At 68.3% G+C, this 16,613-nt stretch carries 19 protein-coding genes; 7 read left to right on the top strand and 12 right to left on the bottom strand.

The features are described 5' to 3' along the window. Positions 1-185: 185 nt before the first annotated feature. A complete protein-coding gene (locus VL15_RS12080; protein ID WP_048245741.1) occupies positions 186-1,217 on the top strand; it encodes an AraC family transcriptional regulator in 1,032 nt (343 codons plus the stop codon). A 55-nt stretch (positions 1,218-1,272) separates the two neighbouring features. Next, positions 1,273-1,782 (top strand): GNAT family N-acetyltransferase, encoded by a 510-nt coding sequence (locus VL15_RS12075; protein ID WP_048245740.1) that lies wholly within the window; start codon positions 1,273-1,275, stop codon positions 1,780-1,782. A 16-nt stretch (positions 1,783-1,798) separates the two neighbouring features. Here VL15_RS12075 and VL15_RS12070 read toward each other — a convergent pair whose 3' ends face one another. The 3 genes from VL15_RS12070 to VL15_RS12060 form a co-directional block, all read right to left on the bottom strand. Next, positions 1,799-2,752, bottom strand: a complete 954-nt coding sequence (locus tag VL15_RS12070; RefSeq protein ID WP_048245739.1) for a leucyl aminopeptidase (aminopeptidase T) — start codon at positions 2,750-2,752, stop codon at positions 1,799-1,801. Positions 2,753-2,810: 58 nt separating this feature from the next. After that, positions 2,811-2,933 (bottom strand): hypothetical protein, encoded by a 123-nt coding sequence (locus tag VL15_RS43570; protein WP_006479692.1) that lies wholly within the window; start codon positions 2,931-2,933, stop codon positions 2,811-2,813. A gap of 389 nt (positions 2,934-3,322) precedes the next feature. Then, complete coding sequence (locus VL15_RS12060; RefSeq protein ID WP_011356102.1) at positions 3,323-3,778, bottom strand: Lrp/AsnC family transcriptional regulator; 456 nt, start codon at positions 3,776-3,778, stop codon at positions 3,323-3,325. A gap of 123 nt (positions 3,779-3,901) precedes the next feature. On the opposite strand from VL15_RS12060, the gene VL15_RS12055 reads away from it, so the two are divergent. Together VL15_RS12055 and VL15_RS12050 are read left to right on the top strand one after the other, a co-directional pair. Beyond that, the gene (locus VL15_RS12055; protein WP_048245738.1) at positions 3,902-4,447 is read left to right on the top strand and encodes an RBBP9/YdeN family alpha/beta hydrolase; all 546 of its coding nucleotides are present in this window, start codon (positions 3,902-3,904) and stop codon (positions 4,445-4,447) included. Between the two features lie 159 nt (positions 4,448-4,606). Then, positions 4,607-5,857 (top strand): YbfB/YjiJ family MFS transporter, encoded by a 1,251-nt coding sequence (locus VL15_RS12050; protein WP_048245737.1) that lies wholly within the window; start codon positions 4,607-4,609, stop codon positions 5,855-5,857. Between the two features lie 12 nt (positions 5,858-5,869). Here the strand turns inward: VL15_RS12050 and hpaC are convergent, their stop codons facing one another. Further along, positions 5,870-6,424 carry a 4-hydroxyphenylacetate 3-monooxygenase, reductase component gene (hpaC, locus tag VL15_RS12045; protein ID WP_080970802.1) on the bottom strand — a complete coding sequence of 185 codons (555 nt, stop codon included), beginning with the start codon at positions 6,422-6,424 and terminating at the stop codon, positions 5,870-5,872. Between the two features lie 351 nt (positions 6,425-6,775). Here hpaC and VL15_RS12040 point away from each other — a divergent pair, with 351 nt between their 5' ends. Next, complete coding sequence (locus VL15_RS12040) at positions 6,776-7,408, top strand: response regulator transcription factor (protein ID WP_044845365.1); 633 nt, start codon at positions 6,776-6,778, stop codon at positions 7,406-7,408. Positions 7,409-7,430: 22 nt separating this feature from the next. On the opposite strand, the gene VL15_RS12035 is transcribed toward VL15_RS12040, so the two are convergent. From VL15_RS12035 to VL15_RS12015, 5 genes are all read right to left on the bottom strand, one after another. Then, complete coding sequence (locus VL15_RS12035; protein ID WP_048245734.1) at positions 7,431-8,174, bottom strand: SDR family NAD(P)-dependent oxidoreductase; 744 nt, start codon at positions 8,172-8,174, stop codon at positions 7,431-7,433. 59 nt (positions 8,175-8,233) lie between these two features. After that, a complete protein-coding gene (locus VL15_RS12030; protein WP_048245733.1) occupies positions 8,234-9,358 on the bottom strand; it encodes an amidase in 1,125 nt (374 codons plus the stop codon). A gap of 31 nt (positions 9,359-9,389) precedes the next feature. Then, positions 9,390-9,911 carry a nuclear transport factor 2 family protein gene (locus VL15_RS12025; protein ID WP_048245731.1) on the bottom strand — a complete coding sequence of 174 codons (522 nt, stop codon included), beginning with the start codon at positions 9,909-9,911 and terminating at the stop codon, positions 9,390-9,392. 8 nt (positions 9,912-9,919) lie between these two features. Further along, the gene (locus tag VL15_RS12020) at positions 9,920-10,297 is read right to left on the bottom strand and encodes a hypothetical protein (protein ID WP_011660268.1); all 378 of its coding nucleotides are present in this window, start codon (positions 10,295-10,297) and stop codon (positions 9,920-9,922) included. A gap of 83 nt (positions 10,298-10,380) precedes the next feature. Continuing rightward, positions 10,381-11,553, bottom strand: a complete 1,173-nt coding sequence (locus tag VL15_RS12015; RefSeq protein WP_048245730.1) for an acyl-CoA dehydrogenase family protein — start codon at positions 11,551-11,553, stop codon at positions 10,381-10,383. 158 nt (positions 11,554-11,711) lie between these two features. Between VL15_RS12015 and VL15_RS12010 the strand changes: the two genes are divergently transcribed. Next, the gene (locus tag VL15_RS12010) at positions 11,712-13,265 is read left to right on the top strand and encodes a sensor histidine kinase (RefSeq protein ID WP_048245729.1); all 1,554 of its coding nucleotides are present in this window, start codon (positions 11,712-11,714) and stop codon (positions 13,263-13,265) included. Positions 13,266-13,297: 32 nt separating this feature from the next. On the opposite strand, the gene VL15_RS12005 is transcribed toward VL15_RS12010, so the two are convergent. The 3 genes from VL15_RS12005 to VL15_RS11995 all read right to left on the bottom strand — a co-directional run bounded on the left by VL15_RS12005 (position 13,298) and on the right by VL15_RS11995 (position 15,533). Then, the gene (locus VL15_RS12005; protein WP_048245728.1) at positions 13,298-13,684 is read right to left on the bottom strand and encodes a tautomerase family protein; all 387 of its coding nucleotides are present in this window, start codon (positions 13,682-13,684) and stop codon (positions 13,298-13,300) included. Between the two features lie 65 nt (positions 13,685-13,749). Then, the gene (locus VL15_RS12000) at positions 13,750-14,253 is read right to left on the bottom strand and encodes an aromatic-ring-hydroxylating dioxygenase subunit beta (protein WP_048245727.1); all 504 of its coding nucleotides are present in this window, start codon (positions 14,251-14,253) and stop codon (positions 13,750-13,752) included. Continuing rightward, entirely contained in the window at positions 14,250-15,533 is a 1,284-nt protein-coding gene (locus VL15_RS11995) for an aromatic ring-hydroxylating oxygenase subunit alpha (RefSeq protein ID WP_048245726.1), read from the bottom strand. The genes VL15_RS12000 and VL15_RS11995 overlap by 4 nt, the downstream gene beginning before the upstream one ends. A gap of 139 nt (positions 15,534-15,672) precedes the next feature. Here VL15_RS11995 and VL15_RS11990 point away from each other — a divergent pair, with 139 nt between their 5' ends. Continuing rightward, on the top strand, positions 15,673-16,593 hold the full coding sequence (locus tag VL15_RS11990) for a LysR family transcriptional regulator (protein WP_048245771.1): 921 nt from the start codon (positions 15,673-15,675) through the stop codon (positions 16,591-16,593). The last annotated feature ends 20 nt before the right edge of the window (positions 16,594-16,613 follow it).

The following is a 16,613-nucleotide window of genomic DNA, read 5'->3' as shown; positions in this document are numbered from 1 at the left end:
TCGAAGCGGGTTGCGGGATCGGTCGGGCGACTCGGTCGCATGGTGTCTCCTAAGGGGGCGATGGCGTCGTTCGGACGGCGACTGGATGACGCCGATGGTGCTGGCCGCATGGGAAAACACCAATGCTGCTTCGGGACAATTGTTTTAGTATTTGGGCCAAATCGGCGCTTCGAGGGTTTCTCCGCATGAGCTTCTGGGACTTCACCCGGAGTCCGGCCAGCGCCCGGCTGCTGGTCGATTTCGGCGACGAACGCGGCGTGCCGCACACGGCCCTGCTGGCCGGCACGGGGCTCGGGAACGCGCAGCTCGACGATCCGAAAGTCGAGGTGACGGCCGCGCAGGAACTGCGGCTGACCGGCAACCTGCTGCGTGCGCTCGGGCGCGCGCCGGGCCTCGGGTTCGAGGTCGGCCTGCGCTATCACTTCTCGGCGTACGGCGTGTGGGGCTACGGACTGATCGCGAGCGCGACCGCGCGCGACGCGCTCGCGCTGGCGATGCGTTTCCTGCCGCTCACCTATGCATTCACCGTCATCACGTACCGCGAGGAACCCGACACCGGCGTGCTCAACTTCGGCGCGCCGGAACTCGACGGCGCCGTGAGCCGGTTCGTCGTCGAACGCGACATGACGGCCGCGGCCGTGCTGCTGCAGGAAATCGGCGGCGACGATTTCGCGTTGTCGCGCTTCACGCTGCAGGCCGCGCGCGCGCCGTCGCTACCCGCGCCGCGCATCGCCGGCATCGAACCGGTTTTCTCGGCGCGCGCGAACAGCCTCGCATTCGACCGCGCGTTTCTCGACCGGCCGCTGCCGCATGCGAATCCGCTGACGGTGTCGATGTGCGAGCAGATGTGCGGCCAACTCGTCGAAGCGCGGCGCGCACGCGTGGGCACGTCGGAGATGGTGCGCCAGTACCTGACCGCGACGCCCGGCGCCGCGCCGTTCTCGCTCGAGGACATGGCGCGGCTGATGAACACGAGCCCGCGCACGCTCAAGCGCCGGCTGCAGGAGGAGGGCACGACGTTTCGCGCGCTGCTCGCGCAGGCGCGCGGCGCGCTGGCCGAGACGCTGCTCGGCGATGCGCGTCTGTCGCTCGCGGAAGTGGCCGAGCGGCTCGGTTTCAGCGACCTGTCGAGTTTCTCGCAGGCGTTCAAGCGTTGGTACGGCGTGCCGCCGGGCGCGTATCGGAGCGGCGTGCTGCGAGACGGCAGCCATCGATGAATCGCGGTACGATCGATTGCATGCCCGCCGACATCCCCTTCGCGAGAGAATTCGCATGATCACGCTTCGCCCGATGACCGAGGACGATTTCCCGCGCTTCTGGCCGACCTACCGCGCCATCGTCGCTGCTCAGGAAACCTACGCATTTGATCCCGCGCCCACACCTGAAGCCGCGAGCGCGCTGTGGCTCGACGCGCCGCTCTGCACGTGGATCGCCGAAGAGGACGACGTGGTGCTCGGCTCGTACTACCTGAAGGCGAACGCGGCCGGGCCCGGCAATCACGTGTGCAACTGCGGCTACATGGTGAGCGAAGCCGCGCGCGGCCGCGGCGTCGCCCGCCTGATGTGCGAGCACTCGCAGCAGGTCGCGCGCGAGCGCGGCTTTCTCGCGATGCAGTTCAACTCGGTGGTCGCGACCAACGAGGTTGCGGTCGCGTTGTGGCAGAAGCTCGGATTCGACATCGTCGGCCGACTGCCGCGCGCGTACCGTCACGCGCGGCTCGGCTTCGTCGATTGCCTCGTGATGTTCAAGTGGCTCGGCAGCGAGGCGGCCGCCGAAGCCTGAGCACGCAGCAGTTTCGTCAGACGGCGAACGCGCCGTCGAACACGATCCGGTCGTCGAGCGCCAGCGTGCCGCGCGCGAAGATCAGGTCGAGATGATGGCTGCCGTTTTCGCCGCCGCCGAGCCCGAGATGCAGGCCCGGATGGCGTTCCTCGAATCCCGCGTTGCGGCCGTACAGGCCGCGGATCCCGAGGTTGGTGCCGATGCCGAATTCCTCGATGCGCCGGTGATTCGCGTGCCGGTCGAGATAGGTCGCGAAATCGCGCCGGAAGCCGGGATCGTCGCTGTCGAAATCAACGATCATGCTGCGTTCGACATGCAGCGTCGCGAGCCGCTCGGCCACCTTGTACTTGATCGCGAACGGCACGGTGCCGAGAAACGTGCCGCTGAACACGACCGAGCCGTTGAGGTCGGTGACGTGCGTCGCGATCTCGCCGGGCACGACGTCGAGATTGCCCATCCCGTCCACGCTCGTCCATTTCTGGTCCGGCGCGAGCGAGCCTGTCAGCGTGTTGCCCGCTTCGTCGATGAAGCGGATCTGCGACGCGTGCGCGGCCGCGTCGATCAGCCGGCCGTTGCGCGCCGCGATGTCGTCGAGCGACTCGGCGAACGCTTCGTCGAGGTGCGGGCCGTAATCCTTGAATAAAACCGACTTGCTCCAGTGCTCGACGATCGCGGGGCGGATCGCGGCAAGGAACGGCGGCCCGCTCGGCGATGGTGTCGGCAGGCACGACGAGTCGTACAGCAGCACGAACAGGTCGGCGCGTTCGAGCGCGGCGGCGGTGTCGGCGGGGGGCGTGCTTTCGAGGCAGAGGGTGGTCGCGTCGAGCGAATCGGGCAGGGCGGAAAACGCGCGCAACGCGATGTCGCGATTGCGGGTGTCATGGCCGACCAGCAGTTTTCCCGACTCGCCGCGCGCAAGCTTGTCGCGCAGCGCGGGGTGAAAGCCGAGCGCGCGGTGCAGGTTCAGCATGCGTGTCTCCGGAAACGGCGGAAGGGCCGATGCCCTTCCGCGAGAACGGGTGGCCCGCTCAGACCGGCCAGAGCGCGGTGCCGAACGGCACCACGGCGTCCTCGACCATCATGTCGACGGCCTCGGGGTGCGTGTCTTCCTGCATCCAGTCAAGCAATTCGATCTGCTGGGTTTCCTGCATGTCAACTCTCCTGTGGTGAACATGAGTGCTTCAACATGAAAGCGCGGCTAAAAAGTTGCCACTCCTCATCAGGCATTTCGTGAATGCCGGATGAGTGGCGTTGATATTAGTATGACGAATTGTCGAATGCAATGCGTTGCAAGGTTTTTAGCCGTAGCGTGCTAAACACGGGGGAGATCGGCGAGTCGCGTGTCGTAAAACATGGATAAAGCGAATGACGAATTCGATATCATTTTTTTATCTCTGGAATCGGGATCGACGCATTGAATTCGACGATTTTTCATCGGGAATTCGATCGTCGTGATCGACGTCGCTCGCGGCGGCCATGCGGCCATGCGTGCGAACGCATCGCTGCTCGGAAGGGGCGCGTCGGCGGCCCGATGCCCGTGTCAGCCGAGCAGCGCCTTGCCGAGCGGTTTGGCCGGCTCGGACCGGAGCACCAGCGACGTCGTGACCGCGCCGAAGCGGGCAATCGCGTCGATGATGGTTTCCAGTTGTCCCGGTGTCGGCACCAGTACCTTCAGCAGGAAGCAATCCTCGCCGGTCATCCGGTGGACCTCGATGACGTGCGGCATCTCGGCGAACGCGCGCAGCGCGGGCTTGATGTGTTCGTGCGTCGTCTTCAGCCGGATGATGGCCATCATCCCCAACCCCAGCGCTGCCGGGTCAATGCGCGCGCCGTAGCCCGCGATGATGCCGCGTTCTTCCAGCCGCTTGACGCGCTCCGACGTGGCGGGCTGCGACAGCCCGATGCGCCGGCCCACTTCGGACAGCGGCATCCGCGCGTTTTCCTGAAGCGCCTCGAGGATCGAAAGATCCAGGCGATCGAGTTCTCCGTTCGACATGTTCGCTTTCCTGCTCCGTTAATTCATCGGCATATTGTCTCAATATCCGATGATTTGCCATTCCCGGCCGGTTTCCGGCAGACGAGACTGCGAGCTCGCCTGTTCATGGAGAGGGAGACGGAGATGGACCACACGATCGTGATCGTGCCGGGGATCGGCAACTCGGGACCGGATCATTGGCAGAGCCACTGGGAGGCCGCGCATGCGGGTGCCATCCGCATGGCGCCTGCGTCATGGGATGCCCCCGACCTGCGTGACTGGATCGCGGCGCTGGATGAAGCCGTCGCACAAGCCGACGCGCCGCCGGTGTTGATCTGTCATTCGCTGGGTTGCCTGCTGTTCGCGCACTGGCGTGCGGCGTCGGCGCGCGTCGTGCGCGGCGCATTGCTCGTGGCGGTGCCCGATCCGGGCGGCCCGCGTTTTCCGGCCGCGGCCAGCGCGTTCGCGAAAGTGCCGGGCGGCGATTTCGGTGGCGTGCCGGTGCTGGCGATCGCCAGTTCGGATGACGGGTACGACCCGTCCGGGCGCGGCCTTGCATGGGCGTGCGAGCGTGGCGCGATGCCGCTGCTGCTCGGCCCGCGCGGCCATCTGAATGCGGAAGCGGGATTGGCGGAGTGGCCCGAGGGACGTGCAGTGTTCACGACCTTCGCGGCCGGATTGCGCGGGTAGCGCAGGCAAGCGGCTGCCGTTCTCCCGCGCTGGCCCCGTGCCGGCTCAAGTATGATCGTTCGACAGGATCGGAAGCGTCGACAGCCGGGATGGGCGCGTGCGGAACGCCGGTTCCGCCGTGACGACGTGCCCGTCTTCGAACGAAAAAGGAGACACTCGATGCGCGCAGCACCGCAACCGCAGCATGCCGGCCCGTCGCGGCCGGACGCCGGCGCTACCGACCCCGACCGCATGGCCGCATGGCGGCTCGCGATCGGTCTGTCGCTCGGCAGCGCGATCGCGCTCGGCCTTGCGCGCTTTTCGTATGCGCTGCTGCTGCCGCCGATGAAGGCCGATCTCGGCTGGACGTTTGCGCAGGCTGGCGCGCTGAACACGGCGAACGCGGCCGGTTACCTGATCGGCGCGCTCGTGTTTCCGCTGCTGTCGCGGCGCTGGCATGCGGGCACGCTGCTGGCGGCCGGTTGCGTGCTCACAGCGTTGCTGATGGCCACCTGCGGGCTCACGTCGGACATGCACGCGCTGCTCGTGCAACGGCTCGCGACGGGCGTCGGCAGCGCGCTGATTTTCATCAGCGGCGGCGTGCTGGCCGCTCGGCTCGCGTCGGCGTCGCCGCGCGATGCGGGGCTGCTGCTCGGCCTCTATTACGGCGGCACGGGGTGGGGCATCGTCGCGTCGTCGATGCTCGTGCCGGCGACGCTCACGCATGGCGTGCACGGCTGGCAGCCGGCCTGGTTCGCGCTCGCGGTTGCGTGCGTGCTGTTCTCGGCGGTGGCCGTATCGGCCGCGCGCCGCATCGAGCATGCGCACGCGGCACCGGCCGCGCCGCGCGACGGCGCGACATCGAGCGCGGCCGCGAGCCCGGCCCGCTTCGCGCTCGCGCTGGCCGGCTACGGCCTGTTCGGCGTCGGCTACATCGGCTACATGACGTTCATCGTCGCGCTGCTGCGTGGCGCGGGGATGAGCGGCACGGTGGTCGCCGCGTTCTACGTGATGCTTGGCGTGGCGACCGTCGTATCGGCGCGCTTGTGGTCGCGGCTGCTCGACCGGATGCGCGGCGGCCAGGCGCTGGCCGTGCTCAACGCGCTGCTCGGCGTCGCGACGCTGATGCCCGCGATGTTCGTGCATCCGGTGGCCGCGTTCGCGTCGGGCGTGCTGTTCGGCGCGACGTTCCTGTCGGCGGTTGCATCGACGACCGCCTTCGTGCGACACAACCTGCCGCCCGACGGCTGGGCGAAGGGGATCAGCGCGTTCACGACGGTCTTTGCATTCGGCCAGATCGCCGGGCCGGTCGCGATCGGCTGGGTGTCGGACAGCGCGGGGCTCGCGCGCGGGCTCGTGTATTCGGCGCTGACGCTGTTCGCGGGCGCCGCGCTCGCGGCCGGGCAACGCGCGTTGCGTGCTGCCGCATAGTCAGGCGACGGCTCAGCGCACGCACGCGGTGCGCGACACACGATGAAACGCGCGGCTGAAGTAGATCAGGCTGTCGCCGTCGTCGCGCACGCGGATCGACGTCGCCTCGATGAACATCACCGAATGCGAGCCGACTTCCTTCATCTCGGCGATCGTGCCCTGAAGGCTCGCGAGCGCGTCGCGCAGCACGGGCACGTCCTGTTCGCCGCGATCCCACACGGGCAGGTCGAAGCGCCGCTCCATCGGCAGATCGGTGAGCCCGGCGAAATGCCGCGCGAGCAGTTCGTGCTCGGCCGGCAGCACGTTGATGCACACATGGCGATTGCGCTCGAAGGTTGCGTGCATCGCGCTCGACCGGTTCAGGCACACGAGCAACGTCGGCGGCGCGTCGGTGACGGAGCAGACGGCGCTCGCGGTGATCCCGCAGCGGCCGTGTGGCCCCGCGGTGGTGATCACGTTGACGGCCGCGCCGAGGTGGGCCATCGCTTGCCGGAAGGCCTTCTGCGCGTCGGACGGTTCGACGCGCGCCGGTCGCGGGAGTTCGGTCATGGAGGATGTGGCGGACATGGGCGCTCCTGATGGGACGAAGGCGACGATTGCGCGGTCCGCCGATGCGGCGCCGGATCGTCGACGATGACCCAAGCGTACGTCGCGAAAATGCGGCCGACCATTCGCACGATTGACGATGGAGATGGCGTTCTCGCCAACGCGTCTAAAGGTTCTACCTAGGCGCGCCGCGCCGCGCGCGAAAAAAACGCGATTGTGCGTTCGTGCGGCACGTAAAAGGGTATTCAGCGGGTTTTCGGCTCGTTATGATGTGCCGCATACCCCCAGCGAACGACGCTCGCGACGAGCCGGCAACCGGCTACATGCGCGGCGCGTGCGATACCTATACCGATATTGAGCGAGACACCCGCGATGACGTCACCCGCACCGATCGTATACATCGTCGACGACGACAGCGGCATGCGGACGTCGCTCGCGTGGTTGCTCGAATCGGTCGGCATCGCGTCCGAAGGGTTCGCGAACGCCGCCGACTTTCTCGCACGTTTCGACGTGAACCTGCCCGCGTGCCTGGTGCTCGATGTGCGGATGCCGGAAAAAAGCGGCTTCGACGTGCAGGCCGAACTGAATGCGCGCGGCGCGACGCTGCCGGTGATCTTCGTCAGCGGGCATGGCGATATCCCGATGTCGGTGCGTGCACTGCAGAACGGCGCGATCGATTTCGTCGAGAAGCCGTACAACTCGCAGCAGATGCTCGAGCGTGTGCAGCGCGCGCTGCGGCTCGCGCAGCAGCGGCATGCGGTCGGCCAACGTCACCGCGAGTTGCGCCAGCGGCTCGATGCGCTGACCGCACGCGAGAAGGAAGTGCTGCGCGGCGTGGTCGACGGCAAGGGCAGCAAGCAGATCGCGTCGGATCTGTCGATCAGCGTGAAGACCGTCGACGTGCATCGCGCGAGCATCAAGGAGAAGCTCGGCGCGACGTCGATCGCCGCGCTCGTGCGCGACGTGATGGTCGTGTGGGGCGACGACGGGGAGTCGTCGCGTTAGGGCCTTGATCGGGCCGCTGCGTTCAGCGCATGTAGAGCCCGCCGTTGATGTCCCAGCACGCACCGTTCGCGAAATGCGCGTCGCCCGACGCGAGCAACACGGCTGCATCCGCAACGAAGCCGGCCGAGCCGAGCTTGCCGCCCGGCAGGCTCGCGAGCACCTGACGCAGTTTTTCCGGCGCGACGCTTTCATACACGATCGGCAGATCGAGCGGGCCGGGCGAAATCGCGTTGACGGTCACGCCCTGCGCGGCGAGATCGCGCGCGAACACCTTGGTCAACGTCAGCGTGCCACCTTTCGCGGCCGCGTAGTGTGCGCCCGTTGCCGAGCCGCCGTTCTGCCCGGCGAGCGATGCGATGTTGACGATGCGACCCGCGCCGCGCGTCGCGAAATACTGGCCGAACACCTGGCAGCCGAACAGCACGCTGCGCAGGTTCACGTCGATCACCTGGTCGAACTGCTCGGCCGTGATCTCCATCGCGGGCACGACCTTCGATGCGCCCGCGTTGTTGACGAGCACGTCGATCGTGCCCCAGCGGGCAACGAGTGCGTCGCGCGCCGCTTCGAAATCGTGCTTCGACGTGACGTCGAGCGGCAGCGCGATCGCGCGTTCGCCGCTCGGGTCGAGTTCGCGCGCATGCGCATGAATGGCGTCGGCGGCGATATCGGCCAGCGCGACGCGATAACCGGCCGCATGAAAGCGCTCGGCGATGACGGCGCCAAGCCCGCGCGCGGCGCCGGTGACGAGGACGACTCGATCTGACATGGTGCGTGATTCCCTGGTTCGCGGGCGCGCGCTTGTCGTAGCGGCGCCCGCATCGTGATTCATGCGGCGAGCGCCGCTTCGAAGTGTGCGGCGATCGAGCATACCTGTTCGTCCGCGCCCTTGCGTCCGACGATCTGCAGGCTGGCCTTCAGCGGCGAACCGGCCAGCGGCAGCGGCACGCTGAGCGCCGGATGGCCGCTGAGGTTGAACGGCCGGATCAGCGACGACATCGCGATCACCGATACGCCGTCGCGCGCTTGCTGCAGCGTGATCGGCAACGCGGGCAGCGTCGGCAGCACGAGCACGTCCGCATGTTCGAGCGCGGCGTCGACCTGCGCGGTGAAGCGCGCGCGCACCGCTTCGGCTTCGTCGAGTGCGGCGGGTGTCGTCGTCGCGGCCGTGCGCAGCCGCGCATCGAGATCGGCACCGAGCTTGCCCGTCGCGACCAGATGCCCGAATGCGCGCGACGTTTCCGCGTTGATCACGGCGAGCCCCGCGGCGAACGCGGCCGGCAGCGCGTCGAGCACGATCGCGTGCGAGCGCAGGCCCGACGCGCGCAGCACCGCGTCGAGTGCGGCAGCGATCGCCGGATCGGTGTCGACGGTGATTTGCGCAATCGTACAGTCCACCGCGGATGCGGCTGCGCGCGCACGATCGAAGCCCGGCGCGATCGCGGCCATCACCGCGGCCAGCGTGCGGACGTCGCGAGCGAACGGCCCGACGCAATCGAGCGTCGTGTCGGCCGGCGCGACGCCGCGCCGCGACACGCGGCCGAAGGTCGGCTTCAGCCCGAACACGCCGCAGCACGCAGCCGGCCCGCGAATCGAACCGCCCGTGTCGGTGCCGAGCGCCGCGTCGACCGCGCCGAGCCCGACGAGCGACGCGGAACCGCTCGACGAGCCGCCCGGAATGCGCGATGCGTCCTGCGGATTGACGGGCGTGCCCGTGTAGTCGTTGATGCCGGTCATGCCGAACGCGAGCTCGTGCATGTTCGCCTTGCCGGCGATTTGCCAGCCCGCGTCGAGCAGCAGGCGGACGACGTCCGCATGTTGCGCGGCCGGCGGCGCATCGGCGAGCGCGCGGCTCGCCGCGCGGGTCGGATGGCCGGCGATGTCGATCGTGTCCTTGATCGCGATCGTGGGGCCCGGGCCGCCCAGCGTGAAGGTGTCGATGAAGCCTGTCATGGTCGATCTCGTACGGAAGCGGTGAAAAGCATCAGGCCCGTGGCGCGGCGGCGAGCGGCCACGGGCCGTCGAGCACGCGTTCGGTGCGGAAATGACGGATCAGCCAGGTCGAGCCATCGGCGGCCGGCACGAAATCGACGGTCAGCCGCGCGGCGATCAGCTCGGCCGTGCCGCCCGCATAACACGACGCCTGCAGCATGATCCAGCGGCCGCGCGCGGTCGTGTTGCCGGCGCCGACGTCGATCGATTCCGACGTCAGGAAATGCAGGTTCGACGAGAAATGCGGATCAGGCGGCAGATAACGGCCCAGCATCGCGACGATCGCGGCCGTGCCTTCGAGGCGGCCGAACTTGCGCGCGTACTGCGGGCCGATGCCTTCCCACACGGCGTCGGCCGTGAACAGGCCGGCGAGCGGCGGGCCGTCGCCGGCATCCTCGGGCACGTCGCACAGCGCCATGTAACGCGTGATCGTCGCGCGCACCGCGCGCTCGGCGTCGAACGCCGTCACGCGCTGCGCGAGCGCGTCGAGCAGGCCGGGTGACGGGGCGGTCATCGCGCGCCTCACGACGCGGGCCGCGCGGCCGGCGGCACCGTCAGCGCGCGGCCGACCCGCGCCTCGATCTTGCCGTAGCGCCACAGGTTGTATTCGCCCACCGGCGTCGTGCGATACAGGTTGCACACGGCGACCGTCGTGTCGAAATCGGCGACGTCGGCCATGATGTAGAACGTCCACGGCGCGCCGTCGGCCTGGCCGACCACGAGGCGGTCGTCGTCCATCACGCCGAGCACGCGCACGCCGGGCATCGCTTCGACGGCGGCGAGCATCGCGCCGTACGCCTGCCACACTTCGCCGATCTTCTCGCGCGGCAGGTCGAAGAAGTTTTGCGACACGCCGCAGCAGAACAACACGCGCAGCGGCAGCGGATTCGAATCGGACATATCAGGTTCTCCAGAGGAATCGGTTGAGTGCATGAGCCGGCCGGCGACGGCGCGGCGGCTTCATGCACTTTCAGGGAAACGGCTTACAGGTAGCCGGGAAACGGCGTGACGCCGGTGAATACCGCGCCGGCGCCGTCGAAGTTGCCTTCGGCGAGAAATGCGTGCTGCGTGACGACCATCGCGTCGCGCAGCAGTCGCTGCAGCGGATGCGACCGATAGATGGCGGCCGTGCCGCCGAGGCGGTACGCGCGTTCGACGACGCTCGCGCCTTCGCGTGCGATCTGCGTGGCTGCGAGCCGCAGCAGGCTGACCTGGTCGGGCGTCACGGGGTTGCCCGCGAGGATCGATTGCCACACCGTGTCGGTCGCATCGTAGAAGAATGCGCGCGCCGAGCGCAGCTGCGCCTCGGCCTTCGCGAGCTCGATACGGAAATACGCGCGATCGGCGAGGCGCGGCGCGCCGGTCGTCGTCTGGCGTCCGCCCGACATGCGGTTCGCGACGTCGAGCGCCGCGCGCGCCAGCCCGAGATTGACGACGGCCAGCACCTGCGCCGCATACGCGACGGTCGGATAGCGGTACAGCGGCTCGTCGACGGTCGGCTCGCCGCCGCGCACGAAGGTCCACGCCTCGGGCACGAAGCGGTCGTCGACGCGCAGGTCGTGGCTGCCGGTGCCCTGCATGCCGACCACGCTCCAGTTCTCGACGATCTCGACCTCCGCGGCGCGGAACACGGCCGTGCGCGGCTTGTTCGGCGCCGCGTCCTGCGCGCCCGGCACGGCGATGCCGACGCCGAGCCAGTCGGCGCCCTTGCAGCCGCTCGCGAATTTCCACGTGCCGTTCACGCGCCAGCCGCCGGGCGCGGGCTGTGCCGGCTGCACCGGGAACAGGCCGCCCGCGAACACCTGGTCGGGGCCGCTCGCGTACAGCTCGGCCTGCGTGTCGAGCGGCAGCGCGGCGAGATAGACGTTCGCGGAACCGAAGCTCGCGACCCACGCGGCCGAGCCGTCGGCGGTCGCGATTCGTTCGATCATGTCGAGGAACGCGGTCGGCGCAAGCGCATCGCCGCCGAAGCGGCGCGGCGTGCCCGCGCGATAGATGCCGGCCTGCTTGAACAGCGCGATCACGTCGCGCGGCACGTGCGACAGGCGGTCGAATTCTTCGCGGCGCGCGGCGACGGTCTCGATCACGGCGTCGAGCGGCGACAGCTGCGCGGCCGAGGTCGGCGCGGGTTCGATAGCGAGGGCGGCGTGGGGCATGACTGTCTCCTGGGCGGATAAGGGTTCGAATGCGGGGCGGCATGCGTGCTGTGCGGCACGACGATGCAGCCAGTCTAGAAACGCCGAAAACCCGCAGCAATTGGTGCGTTGGGCCGCGCGACTGGTGACGATCCGTGCCGGCCTAAAGAAATCTTCAGATGCGGGCGGCGCGCGCCGGTGCTATGTTGGGTTTCCGGCCGCGCGACACTGCGCGCCTTCCTCCGAATCCGATCATGAGTTTTCCCGACGAAGACGATTTCCACCGGCTGCTCGACGCGCTGACCACCTGCGTGCTGCTGCACGACGCGCAGACCAAGGCGATCGTGTGGGCGAATCGCGCCGCGTGCATCGCGCTCGGCTTTTCCGTCGAGGAACTGCTGCCGCTGAAGGCACCGGACATGACGCGCCCCGAACCGAAGTACCGGCGCGAGATCGGCGTGGGCGCGATGGACCGCGCGATGGTCGACGGGCCGCAGGTGTACGAGTGGTGCTACCGGTCGCGCACGGGCGTCGACATGCTGTCGGAGGCGATCGCCACCTATGTGCCGCTGCGCGGGCACGATGTCGTGATGGTGCAGTTCCGCGACATCAGCGCGGAGGAGGCGATTCGCCAGCAACTGCGTCGTTACGAGGCGCGGCTGCGCGAGTTCATGCAGGATCTCGACGAAGGCGTCGCGGTCGTGTCGCCGCACGGTGGCGCGCAGTTCATCAGCGAGTCGGGGCGCCGCGTACTCGGGCTCGCGCCGGACGAAGCGCTCGGCGAGGTGCTCGACTACTGCACCGAGGCCGATCGCGACCGGCTCGTCGCGCAGTTGCGCGATGCGCCGTCGACGTGCCCGTCCGAGCCGCAGCGCTACCGGATCGTGCGGCGCGACGGCTCGACGTGCTGGCTGCGCATCACGTGCCGGCAGGTCGAGATCGAAGGCGATCTCGACGGGCTGCTCGTGCAGTTCCGCGACGTCAGCGACGAAGTCGCGATCGAGGACGCGCGGCGCGCCGAGGCGCGCATGCTCGAATACGCGGGCCGCTACAACGCGATGGGCGAGATGGCAACCGTGATCGCGCACGAACTGAGCCAGCCGCTCGCGGCCGTGCGCAACTTCATCGAGGGCGCGGTGCAGCGGTTGAACGGGCGCGGCGCCGTCGACGACGCAATCTGGGGGCTGCGCAGCGCGGACCGGCAGGCCGAGCATGCGGCGCTGATCATCAAGAGCGTGCGCGAATTCATCGTGAGGCGCGACACGGTCGCCGCGATCGCCGACCTGCGCGACATCCTGGCGGACGTCGCGTATTTCATCGAGCTGCGCGCGAAGGAGGCCGGCGTGACGGTCGAGATCGTGCAGGCCGATGCACCGCTGCCGATCCGCTGCGAACGCGTACTGATCGGGCAGGTGATCCTGAATCTCGCGTTCAACGCGATCGAGGCGTTCGCCGGCTGCGAACGCATGCCGCGCACGCTGACGCTCGGCACCGCGAACGTGGCCGGGCACGCCGAGCTGCGCGCGATCGACAACGGCCCGGGCATCGCGGAAGGTGCGCACGACCGGCTGTTCGACGGCTTCTCGTCGTCGAAGGCCGGCGGCAACGGGATCGGGCTGTCGCTGTGCAAAAGCATCGTGACGCGTCATGGCGGCCGGATCGGCGCGAGTCCGGCCGATGGCGGCGGCCTCGATTGCCGGGTGACGCTGCCGCTCGCCGGTGAGCACGTATAACGACGACCGGCGTAACGACGCCCCGCACATCATCAGCGCCCCAGCGCCCGCGCGGTTTGCCCGCCGATGCCGAAGTCCGTGTTCGGAATGTCCTTGATGATCACACGCGTTGCCTGCAGCGGCGCGTCGAGCACGTTCGCACCGGCATCGGACAACGCGGCGATCAGCGCGCGCTTCTGCGCGTCGGTGCGCCCGGCGATCAGGATCGCGACGATCACCGGCAGCGACGGCGGCGCGCCGTCCGCCGCAGTGCGGCCGCCGAGGCCGATGTGCGTCGCGGGCAATTCGGTGAGCAGCACGCGCACGGATTCGATCGGCGCGCCGATCGCATCGACGGTCGCGCTGCTCAATCGTGCGATCAGTTCGGCCTTGCGCGCGTCGTCATGGCCGGCCGGCAGGAAAACTTCGAGTGTGGGCATGGTCGTCCGGAAAGGTGAAGGTTGCCGGTTCACCGTTGCGTTTTCGGCGGCGAACCGGCCACGGCTTACAGCAGGAAGCCGATCGCGCTGAGTGCTTCGGTCGAGTCGATCAGGCGCACGACTTTCTCGGCGATCCGCATCTCGCCCTCGGCGTCGACGTGCAGCTTGTGCGTGACGTCGGCCGCGAACAGCGTCGCGACGCCGCGCTTGTACGCGACGACGACCTGCGCGGATTTCAGCTCGACGGTATCGGCGCTGCCGCTTTCGAGTGTGAAGCGCGACACGGTGCGCACCGTGCGCGCCGCGTCGGTCGCCGATGCCGAATAACCGGACACCATCCGCTGCACGCGCTTCTCGCGCATGTCCTGGTCGTCGAACACGTAGTTCAGCGTGGCCGCGAAGTCGGTCGCGTCGGGATCGATCGGCACCACGTAGTGGCCGGCCGGATCCCACAGGTCGAGCCACACGCGATAGTCGCGGCGGTCGAGCATCTCGGCTTCGCGCCACACGAATTCGACCGCGCGGGCGAAGGTCTGCTGCGAGAAAAGGGCGTTGCGGTCGTCCATCATTGTTGCTCCATCATCTTGCGCCATTGCTGGTAGGCCTCGCGCATGCCGGTCTCGTCGGTCGCATGCGCGGTCTTTTCGCCGTTCGCGGCGGTCGTCTCGCGGTTCAGCCCGCGATTCACGAGGATCGGCACGTCGGGGCCCGCATGCGCGCCGCGCTGCACGCGCTCCCACGCTTCCGCATCGTCGGGGCTGCCGAAACCGAACGGGCCCTGGAAATGCTCGTGGATGCGCAGCCGCTCGCGGTTCGCCTCGTCGGGGCCGCCGTCCATTGCGAGCGCGACGTGGCGGATCTCGGTTTCGTTCGCGGAGATCGGCCGCAGCACGCGGAAAAACGCCATCGACAGCGCGAGGTTCGGGAACAGGTTCAGGTTGAAGCCGACGCCCATCAGCGAGCGCACGATGCGGCGTACTTCGTCCGGCGCGTGGCGTTCGGCGAGCTTCTCGGCGAGCGGCGCGAAGCGCTCGGGCAGCGGCGCGCCGTCGTCTTCGTCGAGGTCGATCAGCTCGGGCATCAGCACCGCGAGGCTGTGGCCGTTGCCGAGCGCGCGGCAGAACGCGGCCTCGCTCGTCATGAAGCTCGTGATCGCGGCGGCCGTCTCGTCGTCGATTGACTTCATCCACGACTTGTGCACGACCGGGAAGTGATAGAGGTCGGTGGTGTTCTCGAGCTGGATCTTCCAGTTGCCCTTGAACTTGAACTTGTGCTCGCCGTTCGCCTTGATCGGGTAGCCGGCGCCCTGCTTCATGAACAGGTCGATCCACGGCTTCGCGCCGCCGAGGAAATCCTCGAGCGGTTCGATGTCGTCGTTGAAGCTCGCGAAGATCAGCCCCTGGTACACGCCGACGCGCAGCTTCACGAGCGGCAGGTCGCCTTTCTCGCACACGCCTTCGTAACCGTCGCCGTACGGCAGCGCGCGCAGCGTGCCGTCGAGCGCATACGACCAGCTGTGATACGGGCACGTGAAGCCCTTCGCGTTGCCCTTGTGCGATTCGCACACGGTCGCGCCGCGATGGCGGCAGCGGTTCTGCAGCACGTTGATGTCGCCGGTCTTGTCGCGCACGACGATCACCGGCTGGCGGCCGATCGTCGTCGTGATGAAGTCGCCGGGTTGCGGCAGTTCGCTCTCGTGCGCGACCCAGATCCAGGTGCGGTAGAAGATGCGGTCGAGCTCGGCTTCGAACAGCGCGGGGTCGTGATACATCGCGGGCGCGATGCGGTCGGGCTGCGCGAGGCCGTGCAGCGCACGGGTGTCGATCGTCTGGTAGGGAATGTCGCTCATCGTTGTCGTGGGGAAGGAGTCGCGAAAACGGGCCGCGCGGGGCGCGGTATCGAGAGACCAGTCTCGTCTTCCGCTACATATCCGTCAAATTGATCTAAAATTAGCGAGTCAATAAATACGGCAAATGATGGAGGTCACGATGGCGTCGGTCGATCATCTCGATCTGAACCTGTTGCGCGTGTTCCAGGCGATCGTCGAGGAACGCAGCCTGACGAAGGCCGGCGAGCGGCTCGCGCTGTCGCAGCCGGCCGTCAGCTATTCGCTCGGCCGGTTGCGCACGCTGTTCGACGATCCGCTGTTCGTGCGCACGCGCTCGGGCATGCAGCCGACGCCGGTTGCGCTCGAGCTTGCGGGCATCGTCGGCAAGGCGCTCGACATGGTGCGCGTGGCGCTGCGTTATGCGGAGCGCTTCGACGCGGCGACCAGCACGCGCACGTTCCGGCTGTCGTTGTCGGACGCGGGCGAGATGGCGTACCTGCCGGCGATCTGCCAGGCGCTGCGCGAGCGGGCGCCGCGCGCGACGCTGAGCGTGCAGCCGATGCCGGTGGAGGAGATCGAGGAAGCGCTGCGCGCGAGCCGGCTGGATTTCGCGATCGGCAACCTGCCGGAACTGATGCCGCGCACGCGCCATCACGTGCTGTTCGAGGAAACCTACGTTTGCATGACGGGCCGCCGGCGCGGCTTGCCGGCCGGCGCCGCGCTGAGTCTCGACCAGTTCGTGCGCGCCGCGCACGTCAACGTCAAATCGGTCGAGCACAGCCATCACGCGCTCGACGACGCGTTGCGTGCGCAGGGCGTGGGCCGCAACATCGCGCTCGAAGTGCCGCACTTCGTCGCGCTGCCGAGCGTGCTGTCGGTCACGGATCTCTATGCGACGCTGCCGAAGCGGCTCGCGCAGATCCTGAACCGTGACAACGCGTTCCGGCTTTACGACCTGCCGGTGACGCTGCCGCCCGCGCCGGTGACGATGCACTGGCACGAGCACTTCCATGAGGACGAGGGCAACGCGTGGATGCGCGCGCTGCTGGCCGAGATCGTCGAGCGTTTCGACGACGCGTGACGGCCGGGCCGTGTGCGCGT

This window comes from Burkholderia cepacia (genome assembly GCF_001039005.1).
GTDB classification, from domain to species: Bacteria; Pseudomonadota; Gammaproteobacteria; order Burkholderiales; family Burkholderiaceae; genus Burkholderia; species Burkholderia theae.
This window is presented reverse-complemented; position numbering and strand designations above follow the sequence as displayed.

What these genes read in the sequence shown, in the direction of transcription:
- VL15_RS12080 (WP_048245741.1), top strand. Translation starts at nt 186, where the DNA reads ATGAGCTTCTGGGACTTCACCCGGAGTCCGGCCAGCGCCCGGCTGCTG.
- VL15_RS12075 (WP_048245740.1), top strand. Translation starts at nt 1,273, where the DNA reads ATGATCACGCTTCGCCCGATGACCGAGGACGATTTCCCGCGCTTCTGG.
- VL15_RS12070 (WP_048245739.1), bottom strand. Translation starts at nt 2,752, where the DNA reads ATGCTGAACCTGCACCGCGCGCTCGGCTTTCACCCCGCGCTGCGCGAC.
- VL15_RS43570 (WP_006479692.1), bottom strand. Translation starts at nt 2,933, where the DNA reads ATGCAGGAAACCCAGCAGATCGAATTGCTTGACTGGATGCAGGAAGAC.
- VL15_RS12060 (WP_011356102.1), bottom strand. Translation starts at nt 3,778, where the DNA reads ATGTCGAACGGAGAACTCGATCGCCTGGATCTTTCGATCCTCGAGGCG.
- VL15_RS12055 (WP_048245738.1), top strand. Translation starts at nt 3,902, where the DNA reads ATGGACCACACGATCGTGATCGTGCCGGGGATCGGCAACTCGGGACCG.
- VL15_RS12050 (WP_048245737.1), top strand. Translation starts at nt 4,607, where the DNA reads ATGCGCGCAGCACCGCAACCGCAGCATGCCGGCCCGTCGCGGCCGGAC.
- hpaC (WP_080970802.1), bottom strand. Translation starts at nt 6,424, where the DNA reads ATGTCCGCCACATCCTCCATGACCGAACTCCCGCGACCGGCGCGCGTC.
- VL15_RS12040 (WP_044845365.1), top strand. Translation starts at nt 6,776, where the DNA reads ATGACGTCACCCGCACCGATCGTATACATCGTCGACGACGACAGCGGC.
- VL15_RS12035 (WP_048245734.1), bottom strand. Translation starts at nt 8,174, where the DNA reads ATGTCAGATCGAGTCGTCCTCGTCACCGGCGCCGCGCGCGGGCTTGGC.
- VL15_RS12030 (WP_048245733.1), bottom strand. Translation starts at nt 9,358, where the DNA reads ATGACAGGCTTCATCGACACCTTCACGCTGGGCGGCCCGGGCCCCACG.
- VL15_RS12025 (WP_048245731.1), bottom strand. Translation starts at nt 9,911, where the DNA reads ATGACCGCCCCGTCACCCGGCCTGCTCGACGCGCTCGCGCAGCGCGTG.
- VL15_RS12020 (WP_011660268.1), bottom strand. Translation starts at nt 10,297, where the DNA reads ATGTCCGATTCGAATCCGCTGCCGCTGCGCGTGTTGTTCTGCTGCGGC.
- VL15_RS12015 (WP_048245730.1), bottom strand. Translation starts at nt 11,553, where the DNA reads ATGCCCCACGCCGCCCTCGCTATCGAACCCGCGCCGACCTCGGCCGCG.
- VL15_RS12010 (WP_048245729.1), top strand. Translation starts at nt 11,712, where the DNA reads ATGCGGGCGGCGCGCGCCGGTGCTATGTTGGGTTTCCGGCCGCGCGAC.
- VL15_RS12005 (WP_048245728.1), bottom strand. Translation starts at nt 13,684, where the DNA reads ATGCCCACACTCGAAGTTTTCCTGCCGGCCGGCCATGACGACGCGCGC.
- VL15_RS12000 (WP_048245727.1), bottom strand. Translation starts at nt 14,253, where the DNA reads ATGATGGACGACCGCAACGCCCTTTTCTCGCAGCAGACCTTCGCCCGC.
- VL15_RS11995 (WP_048245726.1), bottom strand. Translation starts at nt 15,533, where the DNA reads ATGAGCGACATTCCCTACCAGACGATCGACACCCGTGCGCTGCACGGC.
- VL15_RS11990 (WP_048245771.1), top strand. Translation starts at nt 15,673, where the DNA reads ATGGCGTCGGTCGATCATCTCGATCTGAACCTGTTGCGCGTGTTCCAG.